This window comes from Bradyrhizobium sp. SZCCHNR1017, from assembly GCF_032381375.1.
In the GTDB taxonomy this organism is placed as follows: Bacteria; Pseudomonadota; Alphaproteobacteria; order Rhizobiales; family Xanthobacteraceae; genus Bradyrhizobium.
Window position 1 is genome coordinate 95832 of the sequence record NZ_JAUHIR010000018.1, and the last position, 20714, is coordinate 116545.

The 20714-nt window shown below is 65.8% G+C and carries 23 protein-coding genes; 12 read left to right on the top strand and 11 right to left on the bottom strand.

The window, feature by feature from the left end:
- Positions 1 to 330: 330 nt before the first annotated feature.
- Positions 331 to 771, bottom strand: a complete 441-nt coding sequence (locus tag QW863_RS30960) for a hypothetical protein (protein WP_315717830.1) — start codon at positions 769 to 771, stop codon at positions 331 to 333.
- A 449-nt stretch (positions 772 to 1220) separates the two neighbouring features.
- On the opposite strand from QW863_RS30960, the gene QW863_RS30965 reads away from it, so the two are divergent.
- Positions 1221 to 1490, top strand: coding sequence for a helix-turn-helix domain-containing protein (locus tag QW863_RS30965; RefSeq protein ID WP_315717831.1), 270 nt, complete (start codon positions 1221 to 1223; stop codon positions 1488 to 1490).
- A gap of 161 nt (positions 1491 to 1651) precedes the next feature.
- Positions 1652 to 2179 carry a collagen-like protein gene (locus QW863_RS30970; RefSeq protein ID WP_315717832.1) on the top strand — a complete coding sequence of 176 codons (528 nt, stop codon included), beginning with the start codon at positions 1652 to 1654 and terminating at the stop codon, positions 2177 to 2179.
- A gap of 30 nt (positions 2180 to 2209) precedes the next feature.
- On the opposite strand, the gene QW863_RS30975 is transcribed toward QW863_RS30970, so the two are convergent.
- Positions 2210 to 2482: a DUF2277 domain-containing protein gene (locus tag QW863_RS30975; protein WP_315717862.1), complete on the bottom strand. Its 273-nt coding sequence runs from the start codon at positions 2480 to 2482 to the stop codon at positions 2210 to 2212.
- A 96-nt stretch (positions 2483 to 2578) separates the two neighbouring features.
- Between QW863_RS30975 and QW863_RS30980 the strand changes: the two genes are divergently transcribed.
- The 5 genes from QW863_RS30980 to QW863_RS31000 all read left to right on the top strand — a co-directional run bounded on the left by QW863_RS30980 (position 2579) and on the right by QW863_RS31000 (position 8707).
- On the top strand, positions 2579 to 3640 hold the full coding sequence (locus QW863_RS30980) for an alpha/beta fold hydrolase (protein WP_315717833.1): 1062 nt from the start codon (positions 2579 to 2581) through the stop codon (positions 3638 to 3640).
- A 21-nt stretch (positions 3641 to 3661) separates the two neighbouring features.
- Complete coding sequence (locus QW863_RS30985; protein ID WP_409977983.1) at positions 3662 to 4015, top strand: hypothetical protein; 354 nt, start codon at positions 3662 to 3664, stop codon at positions 4013 to 4015.
- Between the two features lie 187 nt (positions 4016 to 4202).
- Entirely contained in the window at positions 4203 to 5324 is a 1122-nt protein-coding gene (locus QW863_RS30990; protein WP_315717834.1) for an efflux RND transporter periplasmic adaptor subunit, read from the top strand.
- A complete protein-coding gene (locus tag QW863_RS30995; protein WP_315717835.1) occupies positions 5325 to 8399 on the top strand; it encodes a CusA/CzcA family heavy metal efflux RND transporter in 3075 nt (1024 codons plus the stop codon). It abuts the gene before it with no gap.
- Complete coding sequence (locus QW863_RS31000; RefSeq protein WP_315717836.1) at positions 8396 to 8707, top strand: DUF3240 family protein; 312 nt, start codon at positions 8396 to 8398, stop codon at positions 8705 to 8707. Before QW863_RS30995 ends, QW863_RS31000 begins: the two co-directional genes overlap by 4 nt.
- A 95-nt stretch (positions 8708 to 8802) precedes the next feature.
- Here QW863_RS31000 and bfr read toward each other — a convergent pair whose 3' ends face one another.
- The 3 genes from bfr to QW863_RS31015 all read right to left on the bottom strand — a co-directional run bounded on the left by bfr (position 8803) and on the right by QW863_RS31015 (position 10153).
- Positions 8803 to 9288, bottom strand: coding sequence for a bacterioferritin (gene bfr / locus QW863_RS31005; protein ID WP_315717837.1), 486 nt, complete (start codon positions 9286 to 9288; stop codon positions 8803 to 8805).
- A gap of 120 nt (positions 9289 to 9408) precedes the next feature.
- Positions 9409 to 9693 (bottom strand): bacterioferritin-associated ferredoxin, encoded by a 285-nt coding sequence (locus QW863_RS31010; protein WP_315717838.1) that lies wholly within the window; start codon positions 9691 to 9693, stop codon positions 9409 to 9411.
- 190 nt (positions 9694 to 9883) lie between these two features.
- Positions 9884 to 10153 (bottom strand): hypothetical protein, encoded by a 270-nt coding sequence (locus QW863_RS31015; protein WP_315717839.1) that lies wholly within the window; start codon positions 10151 to 10153, stop codon positions 9884 to 9886.
- Positions 10154 to 10322: 169 nt separating this feature from the next.
- Here QW863_RS31015 and QW863_RS31020 point away from each other — a divergent pair, with 169 nt between their 5' ends.
- Both QW863_RS31020 and QW863_RS31025 read left to right on the top strand, forming a co-directional pair.
- Positions 10323 to 10643 carry a hypothetical protein gene (locus QW863_RS31020; protein ID WP_315717840.1) on the top strand — a complete coding sequence of 107 codons (321 nt, stop codon included), beginning with the start codon at positions 10323 to 10325 and terminating at the stop codon, positions 10641 to 10643.
- Positions 10644 to 10858: 215 nt separating this feature from the next.
- Positions 10859 to 11140, top strand: a complete 282-nt coding sequence (locus QW863_RS31025) for a hypothetical protein (protein ID WP_257169446.1) — start codon at positions 10859 to 10861, stop codon at positions 11138 to 11140.
- Between the two features lie 87 nt (positions 11141 to 11227).
- Here QW863_RS31025 and QW863_RS31030 read toward each other — a convergent pair whose 3' ends face one another.
- From QW863_RS31030 to ettA, 3 genes are all read right to left on the bottom strand, one after another.
- Positions 11228 to 12415, bottom strand: coding sequence for a lytic murein transglycosylase (locus tag QW863_RS31030; RefSeq protein ID WP_315717841.1), 1188 nt, complete (start codon positions 12413 to 12415; stop codon positions 11228 to 11230).
- A gap of 131 nt (positions 12416 to 12546) precedes the next feature.
- Positions 12547 to 13125: a TIGR00645 family protein gene (locus tag QW863_RS31035; protein ID WP_315717843.1), complete on the bottom strand. Its 579-nt coding sequence runs from the start codon at positions 13123 to 13125 to the stop codon at positions 12547 to 12549.
- Positions 13126 to 13267: 142 nt separating this feature from the next.
- Entirely contained in the window at positions 13268 to 14917 is a 1650-nt protein-coding gene (ettA, locus tag QW863_RS31040) for an energy-dependent translational throttle protein EttA (protein WP_315717864.1), read from the bottom strand.
- Positions 14918 to 15221: 304 nt separating this feature from the next.
- Between ettA and QW863_RS31045 the strand changes: the two genes are divergently transcribed.
- Both QW863_RS31045 and QW863_RS31050 read left to right on the top strand, forming a co-directional pair.
- Entirely contained in the window at positions 15222 to 15440 is a 219-nt protein-coding gene (locus tag QW863_RS31045) for a hypothetical protein (protein WP_315717844.1), read from the top strand.
- A gap of 124 nt (positions 15441 to 15564) precedes the next feature.
- Entirely contained in the window at positions 15565 to 16527 is a 963-nt protein-coding gene (locus QW863_RS31050; protein WP_315717845.1) for a D-2-hydroxyacid dehydrogenase family protein, read from the top strand.
- 81 nt (positions 16528 to 16608) lie between these two features.
- Here the strand turns inward: QW863_RS31050 and QW863_RS31055 are convergent, their stop codons facing one another.
- Positions 16609 to 17847, bottom strand: a complete 1239-nt coding sequence (locus QW863_RS31055; protein ID WP_315717846.1) for a L,D-transpeptidase — start codon at positions 17845 to 17847, stop codon at positions 16609 to 16611.
- Positions 17848 to 18277: 430 nt separating this feature from the next.
- On the opposite strand from QW863_RS31055, the gene QW863_RS31060 reads away from it, so the two are divergent.
- Positions 18278 to 19228, top strand: a complete 951-nt coding sequence (locus QW863_RS31060; protein WP_315717847.1) for a hypothetical protein — start codon at positions 18278 to 18280, stop codon at positions 19226 to 19228.
- Between the two features lie 14 nt (positions 19229 to 19242).
- On the opposite strand, the gene sseA is transcribed toward QW863_RS31060, so the two are convergent.
- Entirely contained in the window at positions 19243 to 20100 is an 858-nt protein-coding gene (sseA, locus tag QW863_RS31065) for a 3-mercaptopyruvate sulfurtransferase (RefSeq protein ID WP_315717848.1), read from the bottom strand.
- 113 nt (positions 20101 to 20213) lie between these two features.
- Complete coding sequence (locus tag QW863_RS31070; RefSeq protein ID WP_315717849.1) at positions 20214 to 20627, bottom strand: rhodanese-like domain-containing protein; 414 nt, start codon at positions 20625 to 20627, stop codon at positions 20214 to 20216.
- Positions 20628 to 20714 lie beyond the last annotated feature (87 nt).

The following is a 20714-nucleotide window of genomic DNA, read 5'->3' on the forward strand; positions in this document are numbered from 1 at the left end:
ACCACGTATAAGCCGTCAGACCATGCGCGCAGGGAAGGCCGGGATGTCTCCGCCGAACCTGTGGTTCTGCCGCGTGCTTATCTGTTGCACGCGGACCATGGGAGCGGCGAGCTCCCGGCCTTCCCTGCCCCTCTCAATTTTCGATGGGGCTCGCACGATGCATCCCTCGCGCACGCGGTGCGGCGAGAACGCGGACTTATGAGCAGGAGCGAGGGAGAGAGATGGTGTTGGCAGTGCTCAGCACGCAACGACGGTCCTCGCCCGCGCAGGCGGGCGATGACACCTGTTGTGAGTTGCTACGCAGCCACGATGACGACGACGATGACGCAACTACCTGATCGTGATCGCGAGCCCGGACAGATCGACGTTCGCCAAGAGGCCGATCTGTTCACCCGAGAGTTCCAGCACCGCGCCCTTCTGGTTGGTCAGCACGATGCCGCGCACGCCGCGGCCGACGGCGAGGCCCGCGCCGGCGGCGCCGTAGACGCCCTCGACGTCGGACGGACGCCAGATGTTGCTGACGCGGCCGCGCAGCACCGTGCGCGAGCCGCCGAACACCAGGCCCCAGTCGAGGCCGCCGGTCGACAGCGGATAGGCGCGGCCGTGGAAGTTCAACACGCCGCTGCCGCCGGAGCCGCCGATGATCCACCCCGCCTTGTAGATGGTCAGCGTGATGAAGCCGCCATCCGCGTGCGCCGTGGCCGGAATGACGGCGCCGCAAGCAGCCGTCAGTGCCACCAGCAGACCGCGAAGCGAGGATGCAATTGTCATGGATGAAGTCTCCAGCGAAGTGAATTTGGGCTTGAGGTCATTCGATGGCCGTGTGTGACGATCGTGCCCCACCAAGCGAATCGATCGGGCCGAATTTAGCCCTTTGCGCGGCACCACGCATGCGCCGCCGCCGGTGTGTTCGAAATGACGCGCTCTCACCGCAGGAATTTGGCAATGCAAACGGCCCGCCGCCGACATTGACGATGGCTGTCGGAGGGCATGCCGACCGGGCGGGCCGTGATGTGCCGCCGGCCGCCGGCGAAATGGGTCGAGACCCGCGCAGAACCAAGGCGATTTCGGGGTATTTGGCGCGCTGGAGGCGGCCGGACGCCGGCGTTAAGGCCCCATTAACCTTGTCCGACCACGGTGATTTACGGGCTGGATGTTTAGTTGGTCTCGATGTTTACGCGTCGTTTCAGTGGCGGCGCGGGCGTTGATCGGGAGGAGTTATGTCGCAAGAGTTGTCATCCGAAGCCGCAAGTCCGTCACTCGTGCCGCTTGCCATGCCACCGTCGCGCTCCGCGGCGGAGGTCCTGCCGCTGTTGATCGGCACGCCCTTGTCCGAGATCGAGCGCGAGCTGATCGTGCAGACCCTGGCGCGCTGCAACGGCAATCGTACCCACGCCGCAAGGCTGCTCGGCATGCCCGTGCGTACCTTGCGCAACAAGATCCGCATCTACACGGCCGACGGCATCGCGGTGCCGGCCTATTCGGCCTGATCCGACGGCGACCACGCGATATCCCATCGCGTGGAACTCATCAGGATGCGGCGCCGATTGATGTTGATCAATCGGCCTCGCAGCCCTGCTGCAATTGCTGCCGTCGTCGCGGCTCTGTTAGGCTTCGCTGCGAATCAAAGACGTGTAGCGGAGTTGCGGTAGTGGCAAGGAATCCGGCCGGACGCGGCCTGCAGGGCCCGGTGGGTCCACGTGGCCCGCAAGGGCAGCCCGGGCGGCGCGGACCGGATGGTCAGCGCGGCAAGCCCGGTCCCGACGGCAAGGCGGGTCCGCAAGGCAGGCCCGGCCCGCAGGGGCCCCGCGGCGAGGCCGGTCCGCCAGGCAAGCCGGGACCTGCCGGACCGCAAGGTCCGCAGGGCGAGCCGGGAGCGCCAGGCACGCTGCCGACGATCGATCAGCTGATGCCCTGGCTGGAGCAGATCTTCGCCGCCTATGACGACTACAAGCGCAACCGCGATCGCGAGGCGCATGAGCGCGAGGCCGAGCTGGTCGCGGTGCGCGACATCTTCGCCGCCACCACGCATGACGATGCACTGGACGAGGCCTTCGAGGACGACGATCCGCACGACATCGACCTCCCGAAGAAGAAGAAAAAGAAGAAGGGCAAGAAAAAGAAGAAGCACGACAAGCACGCCCAGGGGCGCGACGACCACGACGACGAGGGTTTCTGAGCTTCGCCCTCCGTCAGGGCACGATGGGCCTCAGCGCGGGCCGAACCGGGCCGCCGAGCGTTCCCGCGCCTTGGCCGCCTCGATCTCGCGGTCGCGCGGCGGCGCCTGGGTCTGCAGCGAGGTCAGGAGCCGCCGCGCGGCGTCGGCCACCTCCTCGACCGCGCGGGCGAAGGCGGCCTCGTTGGCCTGCGAGGGCGCGTTGAAGCCGGACAGCTTGCGCACGAATTGCAGGGCCGAGGCCTGAATTTCAGCCTCCGTCGCCGGCGGCTCGAAATTGAACAGCGTCTTGATGTTGCGGCACATGATGAGTCCCATCAATCCGGTACTGAACCAGGTCGCAGACCGTGCTATCATGCCCCCGACGCGACCGGAAGAGTCGCGCATGATCAGGGGGAGTCCATGTTTCGACCGCTTGCCGCCGTTCTTGCCGCCGTCGTCGTTGTTTGCGCGCCGGCCCGCGCCGCCGACTATCCCGCCCCGAAGCAGGGCGACTTCGTCGTCAAGGATTTCAAGTTTCACACCGGCGAGACGCTGCCGGAGCTGAGGCTGCACTATACGACCGTCGGCGAGCCGACCGGGCAGCCGGTGCTGGTGCTGCATGGCACCGGCGGCTCAGGCGGAAGCATGCTGGTGCCGACCTTCGCCGGCGAATTGTTCGGCAAGGACCAGCCGCTCGACGCGAGCAAGTACTACATCATCATCCCCGACAGCATCGGCCACGGCAAATCGTCAAAACCCTCCGACGGGCTGAAGACGAAATTTCCCGCCTATGACTATGCCGACATGGTCGACGCGCAGCACCGCCTGCTGACCGAGGGGCTCGGCATCAAGCACCTGCGGCTCGTGATCGGCAATTCGATGGGCGGCATGCATAGCTGGGTGTGGGCCACGCGCTATCCGGACTTCATGGACGTCGCGGTGCCGATGGCCTCGCAGCCGACCGAAATGGCGGCCCGCAACTGGATGCTGCGCCGGCTGATGCTGGAGACGATCCGCAACGATCCCGACTACAACGGCGGCAACTACACCGCGCAGCCGCGCATGATGAAATACGCCGTCACGGCCTACGCCACCGCCTCGGCCGGCGGCACCATCGCCTACCAGCTCACGGCACCGACCGCCGCCAAGGCCGACAAGCTGGTCGAGGAGCGGCTCGCCACGCCGATCCCCACCGACGCCAACGACTTCATCTATCAGTGGGACTCGTCGCACGACTACAATCCGTCCGCCGATCTCGACAAGATCAAGGCAACCGTGATGCTGATCAACTCGGCCGACGACGAGCGCAATCCGCCGGAGACCGGCGTCACGGTCGACGCGATGAAGCGCGTCGCCAACGGCAAGCTCTTCCTCATCCCGACCTCGGCCGAAACGCGCGGCCACCTGACCACCGGAAATGCGAAGTTCTACGCCGAGCCGCTGCGCGACTTGCTGGCGACGGCGCCGCAGCGCGGCATGTAGATCGGCGGAGGGAGCAAACGAATGCGCAGGACGATGCTGGCCGCTGTCACGATCGGCTCGTTCGCCTGCGCGACCGTCGCGGCCGCCTTCGACAACGGGCAGTTCGACAACGTCCCGCCCGACATCCGCGCGTGGTTCAAGAGCGTGATCGCGCCGAACGGCGTGCCATGCTGCGATGTCTCCGACGGCCACCGCACCACCTATGACGTCCGTGACGGCACCTATTGGGTACCGATCGAAGGCCGGTGGATGCCAGTGCCGGAACGCGCCATCATCCGCGACCGCGGCAACCCGATCGGCGAAGCCGTGGTGTGGTACGTCCATCACCGCGGCGACATCATCATCAGCTGTTTCGTTCCCGCCGATGCGGTATGATGCGCATGTGCGCCATCTGACTGCGACTGCTGCGAGTCGTTAGCGACAAGACAGGTCTCAAGCGAGATTTTCAGCTCGGCTCGCGGGCTCGTGACCGGCCCCTGTTGACGCAGGTCAACAAATACGGAAATTGGCCGAAATAGTGTGCAGAATGCGTCATGCATGAACGCGAAGATTCCTGATCGAAATGCTCAAGCGATTGTTTTTCCGGTCCGCAGGCCGTCTGGCCCGCGCGTCTCTCGCGCTGGCTCTCGTCGTCGCGTCCTGCGCTGCGTTGGCCGATGATGAGCTGAAGCTCACGCCAAGCCAGGCGCAGAACCTCGGCGTGCGCGTGACGCATCCGATCTCCAGCCGGATGGACAGGACGCTGCCTTATCCCGCGCAGATCGTCATTCCCACGCCTCAACTATGGGTCGTCAGCGCGCCGGTCGCGGGGATGATCACCAACCTCGCTGTTGCCCGCGGCGATCGCGTGACCGTCGGACAGCCGCTGCTCACGCTGGAGAGTCCGAGCTTCGTCTCGCTCCAGCGCGATTACCTGCACGCGCTGGCACAGGAGGGACTCGCGGCTCAGCAGTTGAAGCGCAACGCCGACCTGTTCGAAGGCAAAGCCATCCCGCAACGCGTGCTGGAGTCGAGCCAGGCCGAAGCGCGCCAGGCCAGCATCGTCGTCGCCGAACGACGGCAGATGCTGCACATCAGCGGGCTGTCGGACGAAGCCATCGCCCGGCTCAGCAATGAGGCGGCGATCAGCGCGACACTCACCGTGACGGCGCCACGCGCCGCGTCCGTGGTCGAGATCGCGGTATCGCCGGGCCAGCGCCTTGAGCAGGCCGCGTCCCTGGTAAAGCTTGCGCGGCTGTCGCCGCTATGGGCCGAGATCGCGATCCCCGCGACCAACATCGGCGCCATCAAGACCGGCGCCAAGGTCGACATCGAAGGCTATGCGACACCGGGCCAGGTCATCCTGGTGTCCGAGACGACAGATGCCGCCACGCAGACCATTCTCGTCCGCGCCGAGATTCCAAACAACGGTGAGCTGCATTCCGGACAGATGGCGGCCGCTCGCATCGGCTTCATCTCGGCAGGCGAAAGCGCATGGGAGATTCCCTATAGCGGCCTCGTCCGTCGCGGCGAGCAGACCTCGGTGTTCGTCGCCACGGAAGGCGGTTTCCGGCTCGTCCCCGTGACGCTGCTCGCGGAGGATCAGGATCACGTCGTCATCGCCGGCCCCCTCACGGACAAGGACGAGATCGCCATCGGCGGCATCTCGGCGCTGCGCGGCATCCTCTCGCGACTGGGGCAGTAGATGCTACAGCGGCTTGTCGCATTCGCGCTGTCGCAGCGGCTCTTCGTCATCCTGAGCACACTGCTGGTGATCGGCGCTGGCGCCGTCGTCCTGCCGAGCCTGCCGATCGATGCCTTTCCGGACGTCTCGCCGGTCCAGGTGAAGATCATCATGAAGGCCCCCGGTCTGACGCCGGAAGAGGTCGAGCAGCGCATCACGGTCCCGATCGAGCTGGAGCTGCTCGGATTGCCGAACAAGAAGATCCTGCGCTCGGCGACGAAATATGCGCTGGCCGACATCACCGTCGACTTCGAGGACGGCACCGACATCTACTGGGCCCGCAATCAGGTCTCGGAGCGGCTCTCCAACATTTCGCGCGACTTCCCCGAGGGCGTGAGCGGCGGCCTTGCGCCGATCACGAGTCCGCTCGGCGAGATGTTCATGTTCACGATCGACAGTCCCGATCTGTCGCTGGCCGAGCGCCGGACCTTGCTCGACTGGGTCATCCGCCCGGCCCTGCGCACCGTGCCCGGGGTTGCCGACGTCAACGCGCTCGGCGGCTATGTTCGCGCCTTCGAAATCGTGCCGCGGAACGATGCGCTGGCGGCGCGCGGCATCTCGTCCGAGCTGTTTCGCAAAGCCATCGAGGCCAACAGCCGCAACGACGGTGCCGGGCGGGTCAACCAGGGCGAGGACAGCGCGCTGGTCCGCATCGAGGGCAGCATCCGCGGCATCGACGACATCCGCGCGATCATCGTCGACACCCGCGACGGAATCCCGATCCGGGTCAGCGACGTCGCCCGGGTCAAGATCGGCGCCCTCACCCGCTATGGCGCCGTCACGAAAGACGGCAAGGGCGAGACGGTCGAGGGGCTCGTGCTCGGCTTGCGCGGGGCCAACGCCGGACAATTGGTGCGCGACGTTCGGGCGCGGCTGGATGAGCTGAAGCCGTCGCTACCGAGCAGCGTCACCATCAACGTGTTCTACGACCGCAGCCGGCTGGTCAACCGCGCCGTCGGCACGGTGGTGCGGGCGCTTGGCGAAGCCACGGTGCTCGTCGTCGTGCTGCTGCTGCTGTTCCTCGGCAATTGGCGCGCCTCGCTGGTGATTGCGCTCAGCCTGCCGCTCGCGATCGTGATGGCGCTGATCGTGATGCGGGCTGTCGGCATGTCCGCCAACCTGATGAGTCTCGGCGGCCTTGCGATCGCCATCGGCATGCTGATCGACGCGCTGGTCGTGGTGGTCGAGAACATCGTCGGCAATCTCGCAAAGCACGATCACGCAAGCACCACGCCGCTGATCCACATCGTCTACCGCTCGGTCTGCGAGGTTCTGCAGCCGGTCGCCTCGGGCGTCCTGATCATCATCATCGTGTTCGTTCCGCTGCTGACCTTGCAGGGGCTGGAGGGCAAGCTCTTCATTCCGGTCGCGCTGGCGATCATCTTCGCCCTGGCCGCGTCGCTGCTGCTGGCGCTGACGGTGCTTCCGGTCGCAACATCCTTCGTGCTCACATCCGCGTCGCATGACGATCCATTGCTGATCCGCGCAGCGCAGCGCGTCTATGCGCCCGCGCTCGACTGGGCGCTCGGCAACGAGCGCAAGGTGATCATCGCGGCGCTGGTCTGCCTCGTTGCCGCGGGATATGGCTACACCCGGCTGGGCAAGACCTTCATGCCGACGATGGACGAAGGCGACGTCATCGTCAGCGTGGAGACGCTGCCGTCCGTCAATCTCGACGAGTCCCTCGCCATCAATGCCCGGCTGCAGACGGCGTTGATGAAGGTGCCAGACGTCGCCGGCATCATCGCGCGCACCGGCTCGGACGAGCTCGGGCTCGATCCGATGGGACCCAATCAGACCGACACGTTCTTGGTGCTCAAGCCGGCAGACCAGCGGCAGACCAGCGACCGGGATGTCCTGCTCGAGACGCTTCGCGAGGTTCTGACCGGCTTCCCCGGTGTCTCGCTCAGCTTCACGCAGCCCATCGACATGCGCGTGCAGGAGATGATCAGCGGCGTCCGCGGCGACGTCGCGGTCAAGATCTTCGGCCCGGACATCACCAAGCTCAACGAGATCGCAGCGAAACTGTCGGCGATTCTATCCGATATCGATGGAGCCCAGGACGTCTACACGACCCTTAACGAAGGCGCGCAGTACTACACGATCGTCGTCAACCGGATGGAGGCGGGCAGGCTCGGGCTCACGGTGGACTCGATCTCGGCCTCCCTGCGCACGCAGATCGAAGGCCGAACGATCGGCACCGCGCTCGAGGAGGGACGCCGGACGCCGATCCTGGTCCGCGGCGGTGAGGCCACGCGGCAGGCGCCGACGATGCTGGCGGCGCTGCCGCTGACGCTTGCGTCCGGCCAGCATGTTGCGCTCTCGCAGGTCGCACGCATCCAGCGGGTCGATGGCCCGGTGAAGATCGATCGTGAGGACGGCAACCGCATGAGCGTGGTTCGCAGCAATGTCCGCGGCCGCGACATGGTCGGTTTCGTCCAGGCGGCTCAGCAAAGGGTCGCAGCCGAGCTGCCGCTGCCGTCCGGCTATCGGCTGACATGGGGCGGGCAGTTCGAGAACCAGCAACGTGCGGCCGCGCGTCTATCGGTCGTGGTGCCGGTCGCGATCGGCTTGATCTTCGTGCTGCTCTTCACCACGTTCGGCTCGGTGCGCCAGGCCCTGCTCGTCCTCGTCAACATTCCGTTTGCGCTGATCGGCGGCGTGTTCGCGCTGGTCTCGAGCGGTGAATACCTCTCCGTTCCAGCCTCCGTCGGCTTCATCGCACTGCTCGGAATCGCCGTGCTCAATGGTGTCGTGCTGGTGTCTTATTTCAACCAGTTGCGCGCTCACGGGGTCCCCGAGCAGCGCATCGTGGTCGAAGGCGCCAAGCGCAGGCTGCGGCCTGTGCTGATGACGGCGAGCATCACGGCGCTGGGTTTGATCCCGCTGCTGTTTGCATCGGGGCCCGGATCGGAGGTCCAGCGTCCGCTCGCGATCGTCGTGATCGGCGGCCTGCTGTCGTCCACGCTGCTGACGCTGATCCTGTTGCCGATCCTGTATCGCCGCTACGGCGCTGCTGCGAAGGAAGCCACATGAGCAGCCAAGCCGTCTGCCTGACCCTGATCGTGCCGGATGCACTTCACAGCGAGGTACTCGACCATCTGAGCGAGCAGACCGATCTCGTGACGGGCTTCACCGCCTCGGAAGCAGCCGGACACGGTGCGCGCGTCCGGCTGCGGAGCGCTGCAGAGCGGGTGAAAGGACATGCCGACGAGGTCGTCGTGCGGATCGTGTTGCCGGAAGAGGATCTCGAGCGGCTCCTCGAGCGGCTCAGAAGCGCGTTTGCGGGAACGCAGCTCGTCTATTGGGTCGTACCCGTCACCGCCTTCGGCATCATCGCGTGAGCGGGTTCGACGTCAGGGGCGGTCGATTCAAGGCTTGAAACACCAGCCCTGAATCGCCTCCCGTTCCGAAGCGGACTGCCGCCTCGCCGACGCCGTCAGTGCTCGCTCTCGAGGCCGCCGACGTGTTTCTGCGTGTAGAGTTCGAGACCGATGCGGTTGATGAGGTCGAGCTGGGTCTCGAGGAAATCGATGTGATGCTCCTCGTCCTTCATCAGCTGCTCGAACAGGTCGCGCGACACGTAGTCCTTGACGCCATGACAATAGGTTGCGGCTTCCTGATACAGCGTCCGCGCGCCGATCTCGGCGGCGAGATCGCATTCGATGATCTCCTTGACGTTCTGGCCGATGCGCAGGGGATCGAGCACCTGCATGTTGGGGAAGCCGTCGAGGAAGAGAATGCGGTCGGTGAACTTGTCGGCGTGCTCCATCTCCTCGATGGATTCCTTGCGCCAGACCTTCGCCATGTCGAGAAGGCCCCAATTGTTCAACAGACGATAGTGCAGCCAATATTGGTTGATGGCAGTCAGCTCGCTGCGCAATCCCTTGTTGAGATATTCGATGACCTTGGGGTCGCCCTGCATGGATAAGCTCCGAAAAAGTTAGAGGCCGCAGGCGCTCAATAACAGGTTCGAAGTGCGGAGACGACCCCCGTTCATGTGCATTTTTCGGGCGGAGAACGATGCGACTGACGGCAATGCCTGTCAGCAGGCAGCGAGCGCGAAACGGCTCTGAAGGTCGTCATCGATCGCCTTCACCGGTGTCGTCCCATGGTGGTGGCCGTGCTGACAGCCGGCCTGGCAGGCGCGAGCACAGGGACCCAGCGCCTCGTCGATGATCGTCTTGATCGTGCGCGCACAGCGGCCGCATTCCGCGCTGCACCCCAGGCAACCGTAGACCTGCTTGGGGTTCCGCGGCAGTTCGTCCGCGGACTTCACCGCGTTGCGGATATCGTGATCGCTGATGACGTTGCAGGAACAAACAATCATGAGAAACCGGCCAATCGTCCTTGGTCAGGTATCGATAGTCATCCGCAGCTACCCGCGCAAAGGGAAAACGGCGCTTTTGAAGCTATTCCAATTTCCCGATCAATCTAGAATGCCTCCAACTGTACGAGCTTGCCGCAGATCAAAGTTACCGCCGAATAACAATGGTGGGCGGCGATCGAGCAGGCGCAACTCAGTCGCCACCACCACCGTCCCCTCCACCACCGTCGCCACTGTCACCTCCGCCGTCGATCGGGTTTCCCATGACGTCCGGCGAGGTATTGGAAAACCAACCTGCGAGACCGCCGCCCTGACTGGAGCTGGACCCCCCGTCGGAGTCGACGCTGGTGCTGTCCGCGGACGAACGACGGCGGTTGGGCCTGCGGTCGGCACGAACCAACAGCGCGTAGCAGACGGCCGACGTCAATCCGATCGCCACGACCATCGTCATCGTGGGGGTCATGCCGGCTCCAATGCGGCAGTGAATTTTGTGCAATGCAGCATTGAACGTATCCTGGACTTGGGTCGTCCAATGGGACGCCCCCGTTCATTGATCATTCAAGCGGGATGTGTGAACCTGCCGTATCGCTTGATACGCGATCCGCCGACCTGGAGTGAGAGAGGTTAAGGTCATGAAGAAGACTCTTGCGGCCCTGGCCGCCGTCGCAACGCTGTCGACCGCAGCGCTGGCCCCTGCTCCTGCTGAAGCGCGCAATGGTCGTGTCGCCGCCGGTGTCGCTGCCGGCCTGCTCGGGGGTGCCCTCATCGGTGGCGCCATCGCTGCGGGCAGCAATCCCTATTATTATGGGCCCGGATATTCTTACGAACCGGGCTACTCCTATTACGGCGGGCCTGCCTACGTCGCCGATCCTGGCTACGCCTGCTATTGGCAGCGCCAGCGCTTCTGGGACGGCTACGGCTGGCGGATTCGCCGCGTCCGGGTTTGCGAGTGATCGTTCACCTTCATTAATTCCATGACCTTGCACCGGAATTTCGAGAACGGGCGGCCGGCACGGCCAGAAAAAACCGTTTTTCCGTCGCATCAGGTCGAACAGAGTTTACGAAGGGTTGACGGATTGTCGTGTTTTCTCACGATGCTGACGGCCCAGATCGTGCGTGAATCACCAACCCGGCGCCTGCGAGGGCGCCTTCCAGGAGATCTCGGAACATGAAGAAGATCCTGACCGCAGTGCTTGCGGTTGCGACCATCGCCGGTTCGCTGAGCGTGACGGCACCGGCCGCCAAGGCTGGCGACGTGGGTGCCGGCGTGGCAGCCGGCCTGATCGGCGGCGCCCTGCTCGGCGGCGCGATCGCGTCCAGCCGTCCGGCCTATGGCGGTCCGGTCTACGTCGAAGCCCCTCCGCCGGGCCCGCCGCCGTGCGTGTGGCGCCGTGAGCGCTATTGGGACGGCTATGGCTGGGTGTCCCGCCCGGTTCGCGTCTGCTACTGATCCTGACGATACATCTCGATGCGAAAAGCCCGGCCTTGCGGCCGGGCTTTTTACTGCCGGCTCCGGCCTTCGCACCGAATCGGCCGCTCAGCGCGCGGCGTTGATCGCCTGCAGCACCGATTCGCTCGGCCAGCAGTCGACCTTCAGGCCCGCCTTCTTCTGAAATGCGCCGAGCGCGGCGCGGGTCTGCATGCCGGCCTTGCCGTCGAGCTTGTCGCCGTAGAGACCGAGCCGCGTCAGGCCCTTCTGCATCGCCTCGACGTCCTTGCTCCGAAGCTGCTTTGACGCCGACCATGGTGTCGCGAACGGAGCCGGGCTCGTCATGCGGTCCGCGAGGTGACCGACGAACAGCACGTAGAGATCGGAAAAATTGTATTCCTTGATGACGAAGTAGTTCGCCGTCGTCAGGAACGCCGGACCATAGATGCCCTCAGGCTGCAGCAGCGACGCGGGCTGCTGCTGCTCGGCTGCGCTGAGCCGCTGGCCGCGTACCGGGACAAAGCCGGCGCGCAGCCATTCGCCGATCGGCTTCTTCACCTCCGGCACGCCGATCGCGCAGTCGACAGTCGCCGGCGGCTTGACCTCGTAGGCCCAGCGCAGGCCGCGCTGCCACCCCTTGTTGGCAAGCTGCAGCGCCGCCGAGCCCAGCGCGTCCGGCACCGAATGCCAGAGATCGACCTTGCCGTCGCCATCGAGATCGACACCGTGCTTGTAGTACTCCGACGGCAGGAACTGGGTGAGCCCGACCGCCCCGCCCCATGACGCCCTGAGATCGCGGCGCGACACCACGCCGTCGCTCAGCATCTTCAGCGCCATGATGAACTCGGTGCGGTACTGGTCCTTGCGGCGGCCGACATAGGCCTGCGTCGCCAGCACGCGCAGCGCATCGTAGGGCAGCGCATAGCGGCCGAAATCGGTCTCCCGGCCCCAGATCGCAAGCACGACCGGCCCCGGCACGCCGAAGCGGCGCTCGATCTCGGCGAGTGCCGGACGATATTGCTGGATCAGCTTCTCGCCGTGCGCGGCCAGCCGCGCGATCGACGCTTCCTTGATGTAGTCGGCTGGCACCTGCACGAACTCGGCCTGCGCCGGCGCCCCCGTCGCGGGCCGGCCGGGCAGCAGCAGATCGGGAAGCTTGTAGTCAGGCTCCAACCCGCGCGTCTCCGCCTCGAACGTCGCACGGGAGACGCCCTGCTCCTTGGCTTCGGGCCAGAGCGAGTTGATGAACTGCGTGAAGGCGGCGTCAGCCGCGCTCGCTTGGCCATCGCCGAACATGCAGAGCGCCAGACCGACGAGAACGAGCCTGCGCAAACGGAGTAGCAGCTGCCGAACCATGCCTCAGGGCTACCATAGCCCGCGGCACTTGTGAACGTCAGCAGGCCACCGACGGAACCCGAGGCTGCCGCTCAATGCCCCGCCTGCTTCGTCTCTTCGATCGCGGCATTCGACAATTTGTCGACCACGGCGATGCCGATCGCGGAGAGGATGAAGACCGTGTGGATGATCGTCTGCCACATCACGCCGGTCTCGGTGTAGTTCGACTTGCCCGACGAAAGCGCGCCGGCCTCGATGAAGGTGCGCAGCAGGTGGATCGACGAGATGCCGATGATGGCCATCGCCAGCTTGATCTTCAGCACGCTGGCATTGACGTGGCTGAGCCATTCCGGCTCGTCGGGATGGCCCTGCAGATTGAGCCGCGACACGAACGTTTCGTAGCCGCCGACGATCACCATCACGAGCAGGTTCGAGATCATGACCACGTCGATCAGTCCGAGCACGGCGAGCATGATCTGCTGCTCGGAGAAATCGAACGCGTGCGCGAACAGGTGCCAGAGCTCCTTCAGGAACAGCACGACATAGACGCCCTGCGCGATGATCAGCCCGACATAGAGCGGCAGCTGCAGCCAGCGCGAGCCGAAGATCAGCATGGGAATGGGGCGCAGCGCTCCGCCCTTGGAGGACAGGGTCGCGTCGGAGGAAGACATGTGAAGAATCTCGCGGCTGGGAGGGATTGCGGATCATGTATCTACGCAATCGCAGCACGCGGAAAAGCGACAACTGGCCGCAGCCGGGGCGCGACGCTTTGTCTCGGAACAGAGACCGCGTCGCGCCTCGCGAGATCAGGGATCAGCGCGTCAGCTTCTTGTACTTGACCCGGTGCGGAATCACGCTGTCCTGGCCGAGCCGGCGCATCTTGTCCTTCTCGTAGTCCTGGAAGTTTCCTTCGAACCATTCGACATGGCTGTCGCCCTCGAAGGCCAGCATGTGGGTCGCGATGCGGTCGAGGAACCAGCGATCGTGGCTGATGATGACGGCGCAGCCGGCGAAATCCTCCAGCGCCTCTTCGAGCGCACGCAGGGTGTCGACGTCGAGGTCGTTGGTCGGCTCGTCGAGCAGCAGCACGTTGGCGCCCGACTTCAGCATCTTGGCGAGATGAACGCGATTACGCTCGCCGCCGGACAGCGCCCCGACCTTCTTCTGCTGGTCGGCGCCCTTGAAGTTGAACGCCGAGCAATAGCCGCGCGAGTTCACTTCCTTCTTGCCGAGCAGGATCAGCTCGTTGCCGCCGGAGATCTCCTCCCACACGGTCTTGTTGCCATCGAGCGCGTCGCGCGACTGGTCGACATAGCCGAGATGCACGGTCTCTCCGATGGTGATGGTGCCAGCGTCCGGCTTCTCCTGCCCGGTGATCATGCGGAACAGTGTGGTCTTGCCGGCGCCGTTCGGACCGATCACGCCGACGATGCCGCCCGGCGGCAACTTGAAGGTGAGATTGTCGATCAGCAGGCGGTCGCCGAAGCTCTTGGACAATCCGTCGAAATCGACGACGTTCTGGCCGAGCCGCTCGGCGACCGGAATGATGATCTGGGCGGTCTGGGTCTGCTTCTCGCTGGCCTTCTTGAGCAGCTCCTCATAGCGCTGGTAGCGCGCCTTGGACTTGGCCTGGCGGGCCTTCGGCGAGGCCGCGATCCACTCCTGCTCGCGCGCCAAAGTGCGCTGATGCGCGGCATCCTCGCGGCCCTCCTGCTCCAGCCGCTTCTGCTTCTGCTGCAGCCAGGACGAATAATTGCCCTCGTAGGGGATGCCCTTGCCGCGATCGAGCTCCAGGATCCAGCTGGTGACGTTGTCGAGGAAGTAGCGATCGTGGGTCACGATCAGGATCGCGCCCGGATAATTGCGCAGGTGACCTTCGAGCCAGGACACCGATTCGGCGTCGAGATGGTTGGTCGGCTCGTCCAGCAGCAACAGCTCGGGCTGGTCGAGCAGCAGCTTGCACAACGCGACGCGGCGGCGCTCACCACCGGACAGCTTGGTGACGTCGGCATCGTCGGGCGGACAGCGCAGCGCATCCATCGCCTGGTCGACCTTGCTGTCGAGATCCCAAAGGCCCTGCGCCTCGATCTCGTCCTGCAGCTTGGTCATCTCGTCGGCTGTCTCTTCCGAGTAGTTCATCGCCAGCTCGTTGTAGCGATCGAGGATCGCCTTCTGCTTGCCGACGCCGAGCATGACGTTCTCGCGCACCGTGAGCTTCGGATCGAGCTGCGGCTCCTGCTCGAGATAGCCGACGCGGGCACCCTCGGCCACCCAGGCCTCGCCGGTATAGTCCTTGTCGATGCCGGCCATGATCTTGAGCAGGGTCGACTTGCCCGAGCCGTTGACACCGAGCACGCCGATCTTGGCGTCCGGATAGAACGACAGGTGAATGTTATCGAGCACCTTGCGGGTCGGGTAGGTCTTGGACAGACCCTGCATGAAATAGACGAACTGGCGCGCCATCGCGTGTCCCTTGAAGCCTGCCGGAATTTTCGGAAAATGGTTGCCGCTGATGTAACCGCGCGGTCCCCAAAGGGCAACCGGCGAGCCGGTCTCGGCGGGAACAAATGCCGGGAGAATCACGGTCGTTCCTGCGCCGGCCCGGCCTGCCGCCCACGGACGAATACGGGTCCATCACCTTGTGTGTGGCGGATCACGACAATTGCAACCATCTTTTAATTAATTCGGCGGGACACTCGGTCTCGGCCCGCAAGACCCCGCGCGCCCAAGCGGCAAAAGCCGCGACCGACAACAGCGAGAGCCCGTCATGGCAGCCTTCACCTCAGCCTCCCTGCCCGCTCCGGCGGCACACCGCAAAGACCGATCTGGGATCGCGGACGACATCCGCGGCTTCTGGCGCGAATTCGTCGCGCGCGCCTTCAACCCGTACCGGCCAGAATTGCACTACATGCGCGGCCCCGGCCCCGCCTGGCGCGCCAAGTACGGCCATGACGCCGCGTTCAGGCTGAAGACCCGCCTCGACTGATGTCTCCTGGTTCCGCGTGAGAGCGTGACGATGCCTTGCGCAACCACCGCGTTGCGCGCAAGCATGGCTCCATTCCTGACGGCATTCACCATTGCCGCCGTCCCCCGATGAATGGACCCTGCCGATGACACGGCTGCGCTGTGCGATCCTCGACGACTATTACGATACGGCCCTCTCATTGGCCGACTGGCCCCGGCTGGCCGACAGAGTGGATGTGACGGCTTTCACACAGCCGTTCGGCAACGAGGAAGCGGCCGCCGGCGCGCTCACCGATGCCGACATCATCTGTGCGATGCGCGAGCGGACGCCATTGCCGCGCTCCCTGATCGAGCGGTTGCCGAAGCTGAAGCTCCTGATCACCTCCGGCATGCGCAACGCCGCCATCGACCTGGAGGCCGCCAAGGCGCGCGGCATCATGGTCTGCGGCACGCAATATGGCCGTGACCCCACCGCACCGCTCACCATGGGCCTGATCCTGGAGCTGACCCGCAGGATCGGCCAGGAGAATGCTCTCATGCATGCCGGGCAGCCCTGGCAGACGCTGGGCGGCGTGGAGATCGAGGGCAAGACGCTGGGCGTCATCGGGCTGGGCAAGCTCGGCACCAAGGTCGCCGGGCTCGGCAAGGCGTTCGGCATGAACGTGATCGCCTGGAGCCCCAACCTGACGCCCGAACGCTGCGAGGCGGCGGGAGTAGGCTACGCGACCAAGGAGGAGCTGTTCACCGCCGCCGACGTCATCACCGTCCACGTCGTGCTCAGCGACCGCTCACGCGGGCTGGTGGGCGCGGCCGACATCGCGCGCATGAAGGCCACCGCCTATCTCGTCAACACCTCGCGCGCGCCGATCGTCGACGAGGCCGCATTGCTGCAGGCACTGCGCGACAAGCGCATCGCCGGCGCCGGCCTCGACGTGTTCTCCGTGGAACCGCTGCCCGTCGCCCATCCGCTGCGCCAGCTCGGCAATGTCGTGCTCACGCCGCATCTCGGCTACGTCACCGAGGAGAGTTTTCGCGCCCATTACGGCCAGATGGTCGATTGTATCGCCACCTGGCTCGCAGGAGCCGAGCCGCCGCGCCGGCTGGCTTGAAGCAGGCGAGCGCGGCCCTCACAGCAAAACACCCTCCGCGAGGAGGGTGTTTTCAACGTGATCAGCTCGCACACGCCCGCCTCAGCGGATCGTCACCGGCGGCGGCAGCGGCTGCATGTTGGCGGGCTGGCCAGCCGCCGGCACAGTCGCCTGGGCCTGAACGGGCGCCGGAGCCGGAGAGGCCGCGGCAGCAGCCATGTTCTTGCCGGAACCCGGAGGCGCACCGCCCGGCATCACGACCACGCGGGTGCCGACCTTGACCCGGTCGAACAGGTCGGCGACGTCGTCGTTCAGCATGCCGATGCAGCCGGAGGACACGAACTTGCCGATCGTCGACGGCTGGTTGGTGCCGTGGATGCGGTACACGGTCGAGCCGAGATACATCGCGCGGGCACCGAGCGGATTGCCCGGACCGCCGGCCATGAAGCGCGGCAGATAGGGCTGCCGCTCGATCATCTCGCTCGGCGGATACCAATCCGGCCACTCGGTCTTCTTGGTGATCTTCTGCACGCCGGTCCAGGTGAAGCCTTCGCGGCCGACGCGGACGCCGTAGCGCATCGCCCGGCCGTTGCCGAGCACCAGATAGAGGTAGGTGTTGGGCGTATCGACGACGATCGTTCCCGGCGGCTCCTTGGTGACGAAGTCGACCTCCTGGCGGCGCAGGTTCGCCGGCAGCGGCGCTGGCGCCGCGTCGGGTTGTTCCTCAGGCGGCAGAGCTGCTACCGTCATCGGACGATCTCCGGCGGACGGGGCCTGCGCCGCGCCCGCGACGGCGGGAGCGCCACCGACGGCGCCGGGCGGCCGCGGCGCGCCTGCGTCGCCACCAGGCGCGCTGTTGCCATAGGCGCCACCATAGGCCTGTTGGCTGGAGGCGGGACGATCACCGTAGATCACCGGGGGCGGACCAGCCGGGCGGCCATACCGCGGATCATCCGGGGACATCACCGGGCCGGTCGGAGCGGCCCCATAGACCGTCGCACCGGCCGGACGTCCATATCGGGGATCGTCGGGAGAAAGGATGGGACCGGTCGGAGCCGCAGCACCATAAACCGGCGCATTGGCTGGACGACCGTAGCGCGGATCGTCCGGCGAGATCACCGGGCCGGGTGGCGGCAACGCCGCGGAATTGCCGGGCGCATCCTCATCGTCGAGCGCGTCAAAATCCTGCCCCTGCCCGCGCGCGTCGGCCGGGTAGGGCGTCGGCGCCGGTGAATACGCTCCAGGCGCGGTCTGATAGACCTGCTGTGCCTCGGCAAACGAAGTTGCCGTCACGCCCGCTGCCGCGACCGCGCAAACCGTCAGGATTTGTCTGATCATCATCGCCCTTGCAGTATCCCCAAGCCGCCGATTGGGACCTTTGCTGTGCCAGATGGCCGAAGATAGCGGCGCATTCAAGACAATTCCGGCCAGAGCGGCCCGACTTCGGCAATTTGTGATCATGTCTCCGTCGTTGCACGGAAGTCTCACGCCGCCGAAAAAGTGCGGCGAAGCCCCCGCAGGCCCTATCGATGCCGTGATTTGCCGAGCGGGCGGGAACACTTCCGGTATTCTGACCTGAGCCTGATTCGCGATGCACGGCAGAAGCCGGCCTCGTCGCGAACGCGGCTATTCCCTGTGATCACCGCGTTCCCTACTGGCTCGAATGTCTCGGCAGTCCCCGCTGCCGTGGCGAGAGTTACCGTCAATGCTTCCCGGCTTTCGTTTTCTGGTCGCCGCGATCGTCTGTTCCATCTCTCTCACCATCTTCGGCATGGGCGCCGCGGCCCTGTTGCGCGCCGCCCACGAGCAGTTCGCCAGCAACGCGTCCTGGCGCACGACTCAGGCGTCGGGCTTCACGACGTTCCTACCGCCGGCCGAGCCCACGCCGGTGCTCGCAGTGCTGCGGGTGGATTCGATTCCGACACCGCCGGTGACGCCGCCGCCGGTCGTGGCCGATGCTGCCCCGGCAACGTCCGAACAGCCGAGCGCGCCGTCGACGGCGACGCCGCTCACAGAAGCGCCCGAAGTGACACCCGTTGCGGTGGCCACCGACGTGCCGACGCCCTCGCTGCCCGCGGAAACGGTCGACACGTCCCGCACCTCCGCCATTGTCGCGACCGCGTCCGCGACGAACGACCGGATCGAGAGCACCAAGCCGGAGCGCCCCATTCCGGACACGACCGCTTCGATCGTCGCTCCGGTCGAAAAAGCGTCCGACAGGCCGAGCATGGACAGCTCGCCCGAGACTGCAGCGCCGGCCCCGCCGCGGGCGTCGAGCGAAACGGCGGCCGCCGTGGTCGCACCACCGCCGCCAGTTCCTCAGGTCATCGCCAGCGCCGATCCGATGATGACGACCGCAGCCGCCGCTTCAACCGCGCTCGCGCCCGTTCCGGCGGTGCTCGATCCGATCGCGGCCAAGCTCGCCGCGCTGGCCGAACAGCCGGCTCATCAGGAGCGGCCTGCCGCCAGCGAGCATCGTGCCTCGGTGAAGGTCGCGAGCGTTCAGTTGCGCCGGAGCATCCTCAAGAAGCGCCAGGCCCGGGAGAAGCAGATCGCTGCGCGCCGCGCCAAGCAGCGGCGCATCGCCCAGCGGCTCCGGTCGGCTCGGCAAGCCGCGGCCGCCCAGCAGCAACAGACTGCCTTCCCCGATCCATTCGGACAGCAGCCGTTTGGTCAACCGCAGGCGGTCGGCCAGCAGGCTGCCGGGCCGCGCACGCGATAGGCGGAGCCAGCCGATCAGGCCGGCCCCGTCGCAACCGGCGGACCGTTCTCGATGCCCCACTCCGACCACGAGCCGTCGTAGAGCGCGGTGTCGCGGATGCCGAGACGATAGAGCGCCAGCGTCAGCACGGCCGCCGACACCCCGGAGCCGCAGGAGGTGACGATCGGCTTGGCGAGATCGACGCCAGCGGCGCCGAATGCCTCGCGCAACCGGTCGAGCGGCTTCATCACGCCGGTCGCCGCGTCAAACAGCTCCGCATAAGGCAAATTTCGGCTGCCGGGGATATGGCCGGATCGGAGGCCGGGCCGCGGCTCGGCGACCTCGCCAGCGAAGCGCGGCGCCTGCCGTGCATCGATCACCTGCTCGACGTTGCCGGCGAGATTGGCAACCATCTGCTCGATCCGGCGCACGCGCGCGGCATCGAACTTCGCGCTGAACGTGCCGAGCGCCGGCGTGACCTGTCCGCTCTCGACCGGGCGCCCCTCCGCCATCCACTTCTTCAGCCCGCCGTCGAGCACGCGCACATCCGTGTGGCCGAATGACAGGAACATCCACCAGGCGCGCGGCGCGGCGACCCAGCCGCCGGAATCATAGACCACGACCGTATCGCCATTGCTGACGCCGAGCCGGCCCGCGTCGCGGCCGAACTGCTCGGCGCTCGGATACATGTGCGGCAGCGGATTGGAATGGTCGGAGACCTCGTCGACGTCGAAGAACACGGCGCCGGGGATATGCGCCTTCAGATAATCGTCCTTCGGCAGCGGCAGCACACCCGGCATCTTGAAGGTCGCGTCGAGCACCTTCACCTTGGGATCGCCCAGATGCGCAGCGAGCCAGTCGGTGGAGACGAGGGGGTCGTCGTGGATGGTCATGCGCAAAAGCTCCGGACTTCACATTCAGTCGTCATCGCCGGCCTTGATATCCAGCGATCCACCTTGTCGAAGCGATGGACACGCGGGTCAAGTCCGCGCGGGATGGGCAGCGATCAATCCTTCTTCTTCGGCGCCCAGGCCTCGACCGGCCCGCCGGCGTCGCGCCACGCCGCGAAGCCGCCGCCGATATGGGCGACCGGCGTCAGACCCATGTCCTGTGCGGTCTTGGCCGCGAGCGCCGAGCGCAGGCCACCGGCGCAATGAAAGATGAACGTCTTGTCCTGCTGAAAGATCGGCTTGGCGTAGGGGCTCTGCGGGTCGATCCAGAACTCCAGCATGCCGCGGGTGCACGAGAACGCGCCGGGAATCCTGCCCTCGCGCTCGATCTCCCGGGGATCCCTGATATCGACGATCACGACATCGTCGCGCTTCGCCGCCGCGATCGCCTCAGCCGCCGAGAGCGTCTCGATCTCGGCGTTGGCTTCATCGAGCAGCGCCTTGATGCCGCGCGTGATGGTCTGGGGCATGCCTTCTTCCTTCGTCGTGTCCAGCCGTCGCGCGGCGCCGTTTCGACCTCGTCATTCGGGGTGGTCGGTCAGGACCGAACCGCCCGG

Bases quoted from the DNA above. Each gene is read 5' to 3' on its own strand.
- QW863_RS30960 (WP_315717830.1), bottom strand. From the start codon at position 771: ATGACAATTGCATCCTCGCTTCGCGGTCTGCTGGTGGCACTGACGGCT.
- QW863_RS30965 (WP_315717831.1), top strand. From the start codon at position 1,221: ATGTCGCAAGAGTTGTCATCCGAAGCCGCAAGTCCGTCACTCGTGCCG.
- QW863_RS30975 (WP_315717862.1), bottom strand. From the start codon at position 2,482: ATGTGCCGCAACATCAAGACGCTGTTCAATTTCGAGCCGCCGGCGACG.
- QW863_RS30980 (WP_315717833.1), top strand. From the start codon at position 2,579: ATGTTTCGACCGCTTGCCGCCGTTCTTGCCGCCGTCGTCGTTGTTTGC.
- QW863_RS30985 (WP_409977983.1), top strand. From the start codon at position 3,662: ATGCGCAGGACGATGCTGGCCGCTGTCACGATCGGCTCGTTCGCCTGC.
- QW863_RS30990 (WP_315717834.1), top strand. From the start codon at position 4,203: ATGCTCAAGCGATTGTTTTTCCGGTCCGCAGGCCGTCTGGCCCGCGCG.
- QW863_RS30995 (WP_315717835.1), top strand. From the start codon at position 5,325: ATGCTACAGCGGCTTGTCGCATTCGCGCTGTCGCAGCGGCTCTTCGTC.
- QW863_RS31000 (WP_315717836.1), top strand. From the start codon at position 8,396: ATGAGCAGCCAAGCCGTCTGCCTGACCCTGATCGTGCCGGATGCACTT.
- bfr (WP_315717837.1), bottom strand. From the start codon at position 9,288: ATGCAGGGCGACCCCAAGGTCATCGAATATCTCAACAAGGGATTGCGC.
- QW863_RS31010 (WP_315717838.1), bottom strand. From the start codon at position 9,693: ATGATTGTTTGTTCCTGCAACGTCATCAGCGATCACGATATCCGCAAC.
- QW863_RS31015 (WP_315717839.1), bottom strand. From the start codon at position 10,153: ATGACCCCCACGATGACGATGGTCGTGGCGATCGGATTGACGTCGGCC.
- QW863_RS31020 (WP_315717840.1), top strand. From the start codon at position 10,323: ATGAAGAAGACTCTTGCGGCCCTGGCCGCCGTCGCAACGCTGTCGACC.
- QW863_RS31025 (WP_257169446.1), top strand. From the start codon at position 10,859: ATGAAGAAGATCCTGACCGCAGTGCTTGCGGTTGCGACCATCGCCGGT.
- QW863_RS31030 (WP_315717841.1), bottom strand. From the start codon at position 12,415: ATGTTCGGCGATGGCCAAGCGAGCGCGGCTGACGCCGCCTTCACGCAG.
- QW863_RS31035 (WP_315717843.1), bottom strand. From the start codon at position 13,125: ATGTCTTCCTCCGACGCGACCCTGTCCTCCAAGGGCGGAGCGCTGCGC.
- ettA (WP_315717864.1), bottom strand. From the start codon at position 14,917: ATGGCGCGCCAGTTCGTCTATTTCATGCAGGGTCTGTCCAAGACCTAC.
- QW863_RS31045 (WP_315717844.1), top strand. From the start codon at position 15,222: ATGGCAGCCTTCACCTCAGCCTCCCTGCCCGCTCCGGCGGCACACCGC.
- QW863_RS31050 (WP_315717845.1), top strand. From the start codon at position 15,565: ATGACACGGCTGCGCTGTGCGATCCTCGACGACTATTACGATACGGCC.
- QW863_RS31055 (WP_315717846.1), bottom strand. From the start codon at position 17,847: ATGATGATCAGACAAATCCTGACGGTTTGCGCGGTCGCGGCAGCGGGC.
- QW863_RS31060 (WP_315717847.1), top strand. From the start codon at position 18,278: ATGGGCGCCGCGGCCCTGTTGCGCGCCGCCCACGAGCAGTTCGCCAGC.
- sseA (WP_315717848.1), bottom strand. From the start codon at position 20,100: ATGACCATCCACGACGACCCCCTCGTCTCCACCGACTGGCTCGCTGCG.
- QW863_RS31070 (WP_315717849.1), bottom strand. From the start codon at position 20,627: ATGCCCCAGACCATCACGCGCGGCATCAAGGCGCTGCTCGATGAAGCC.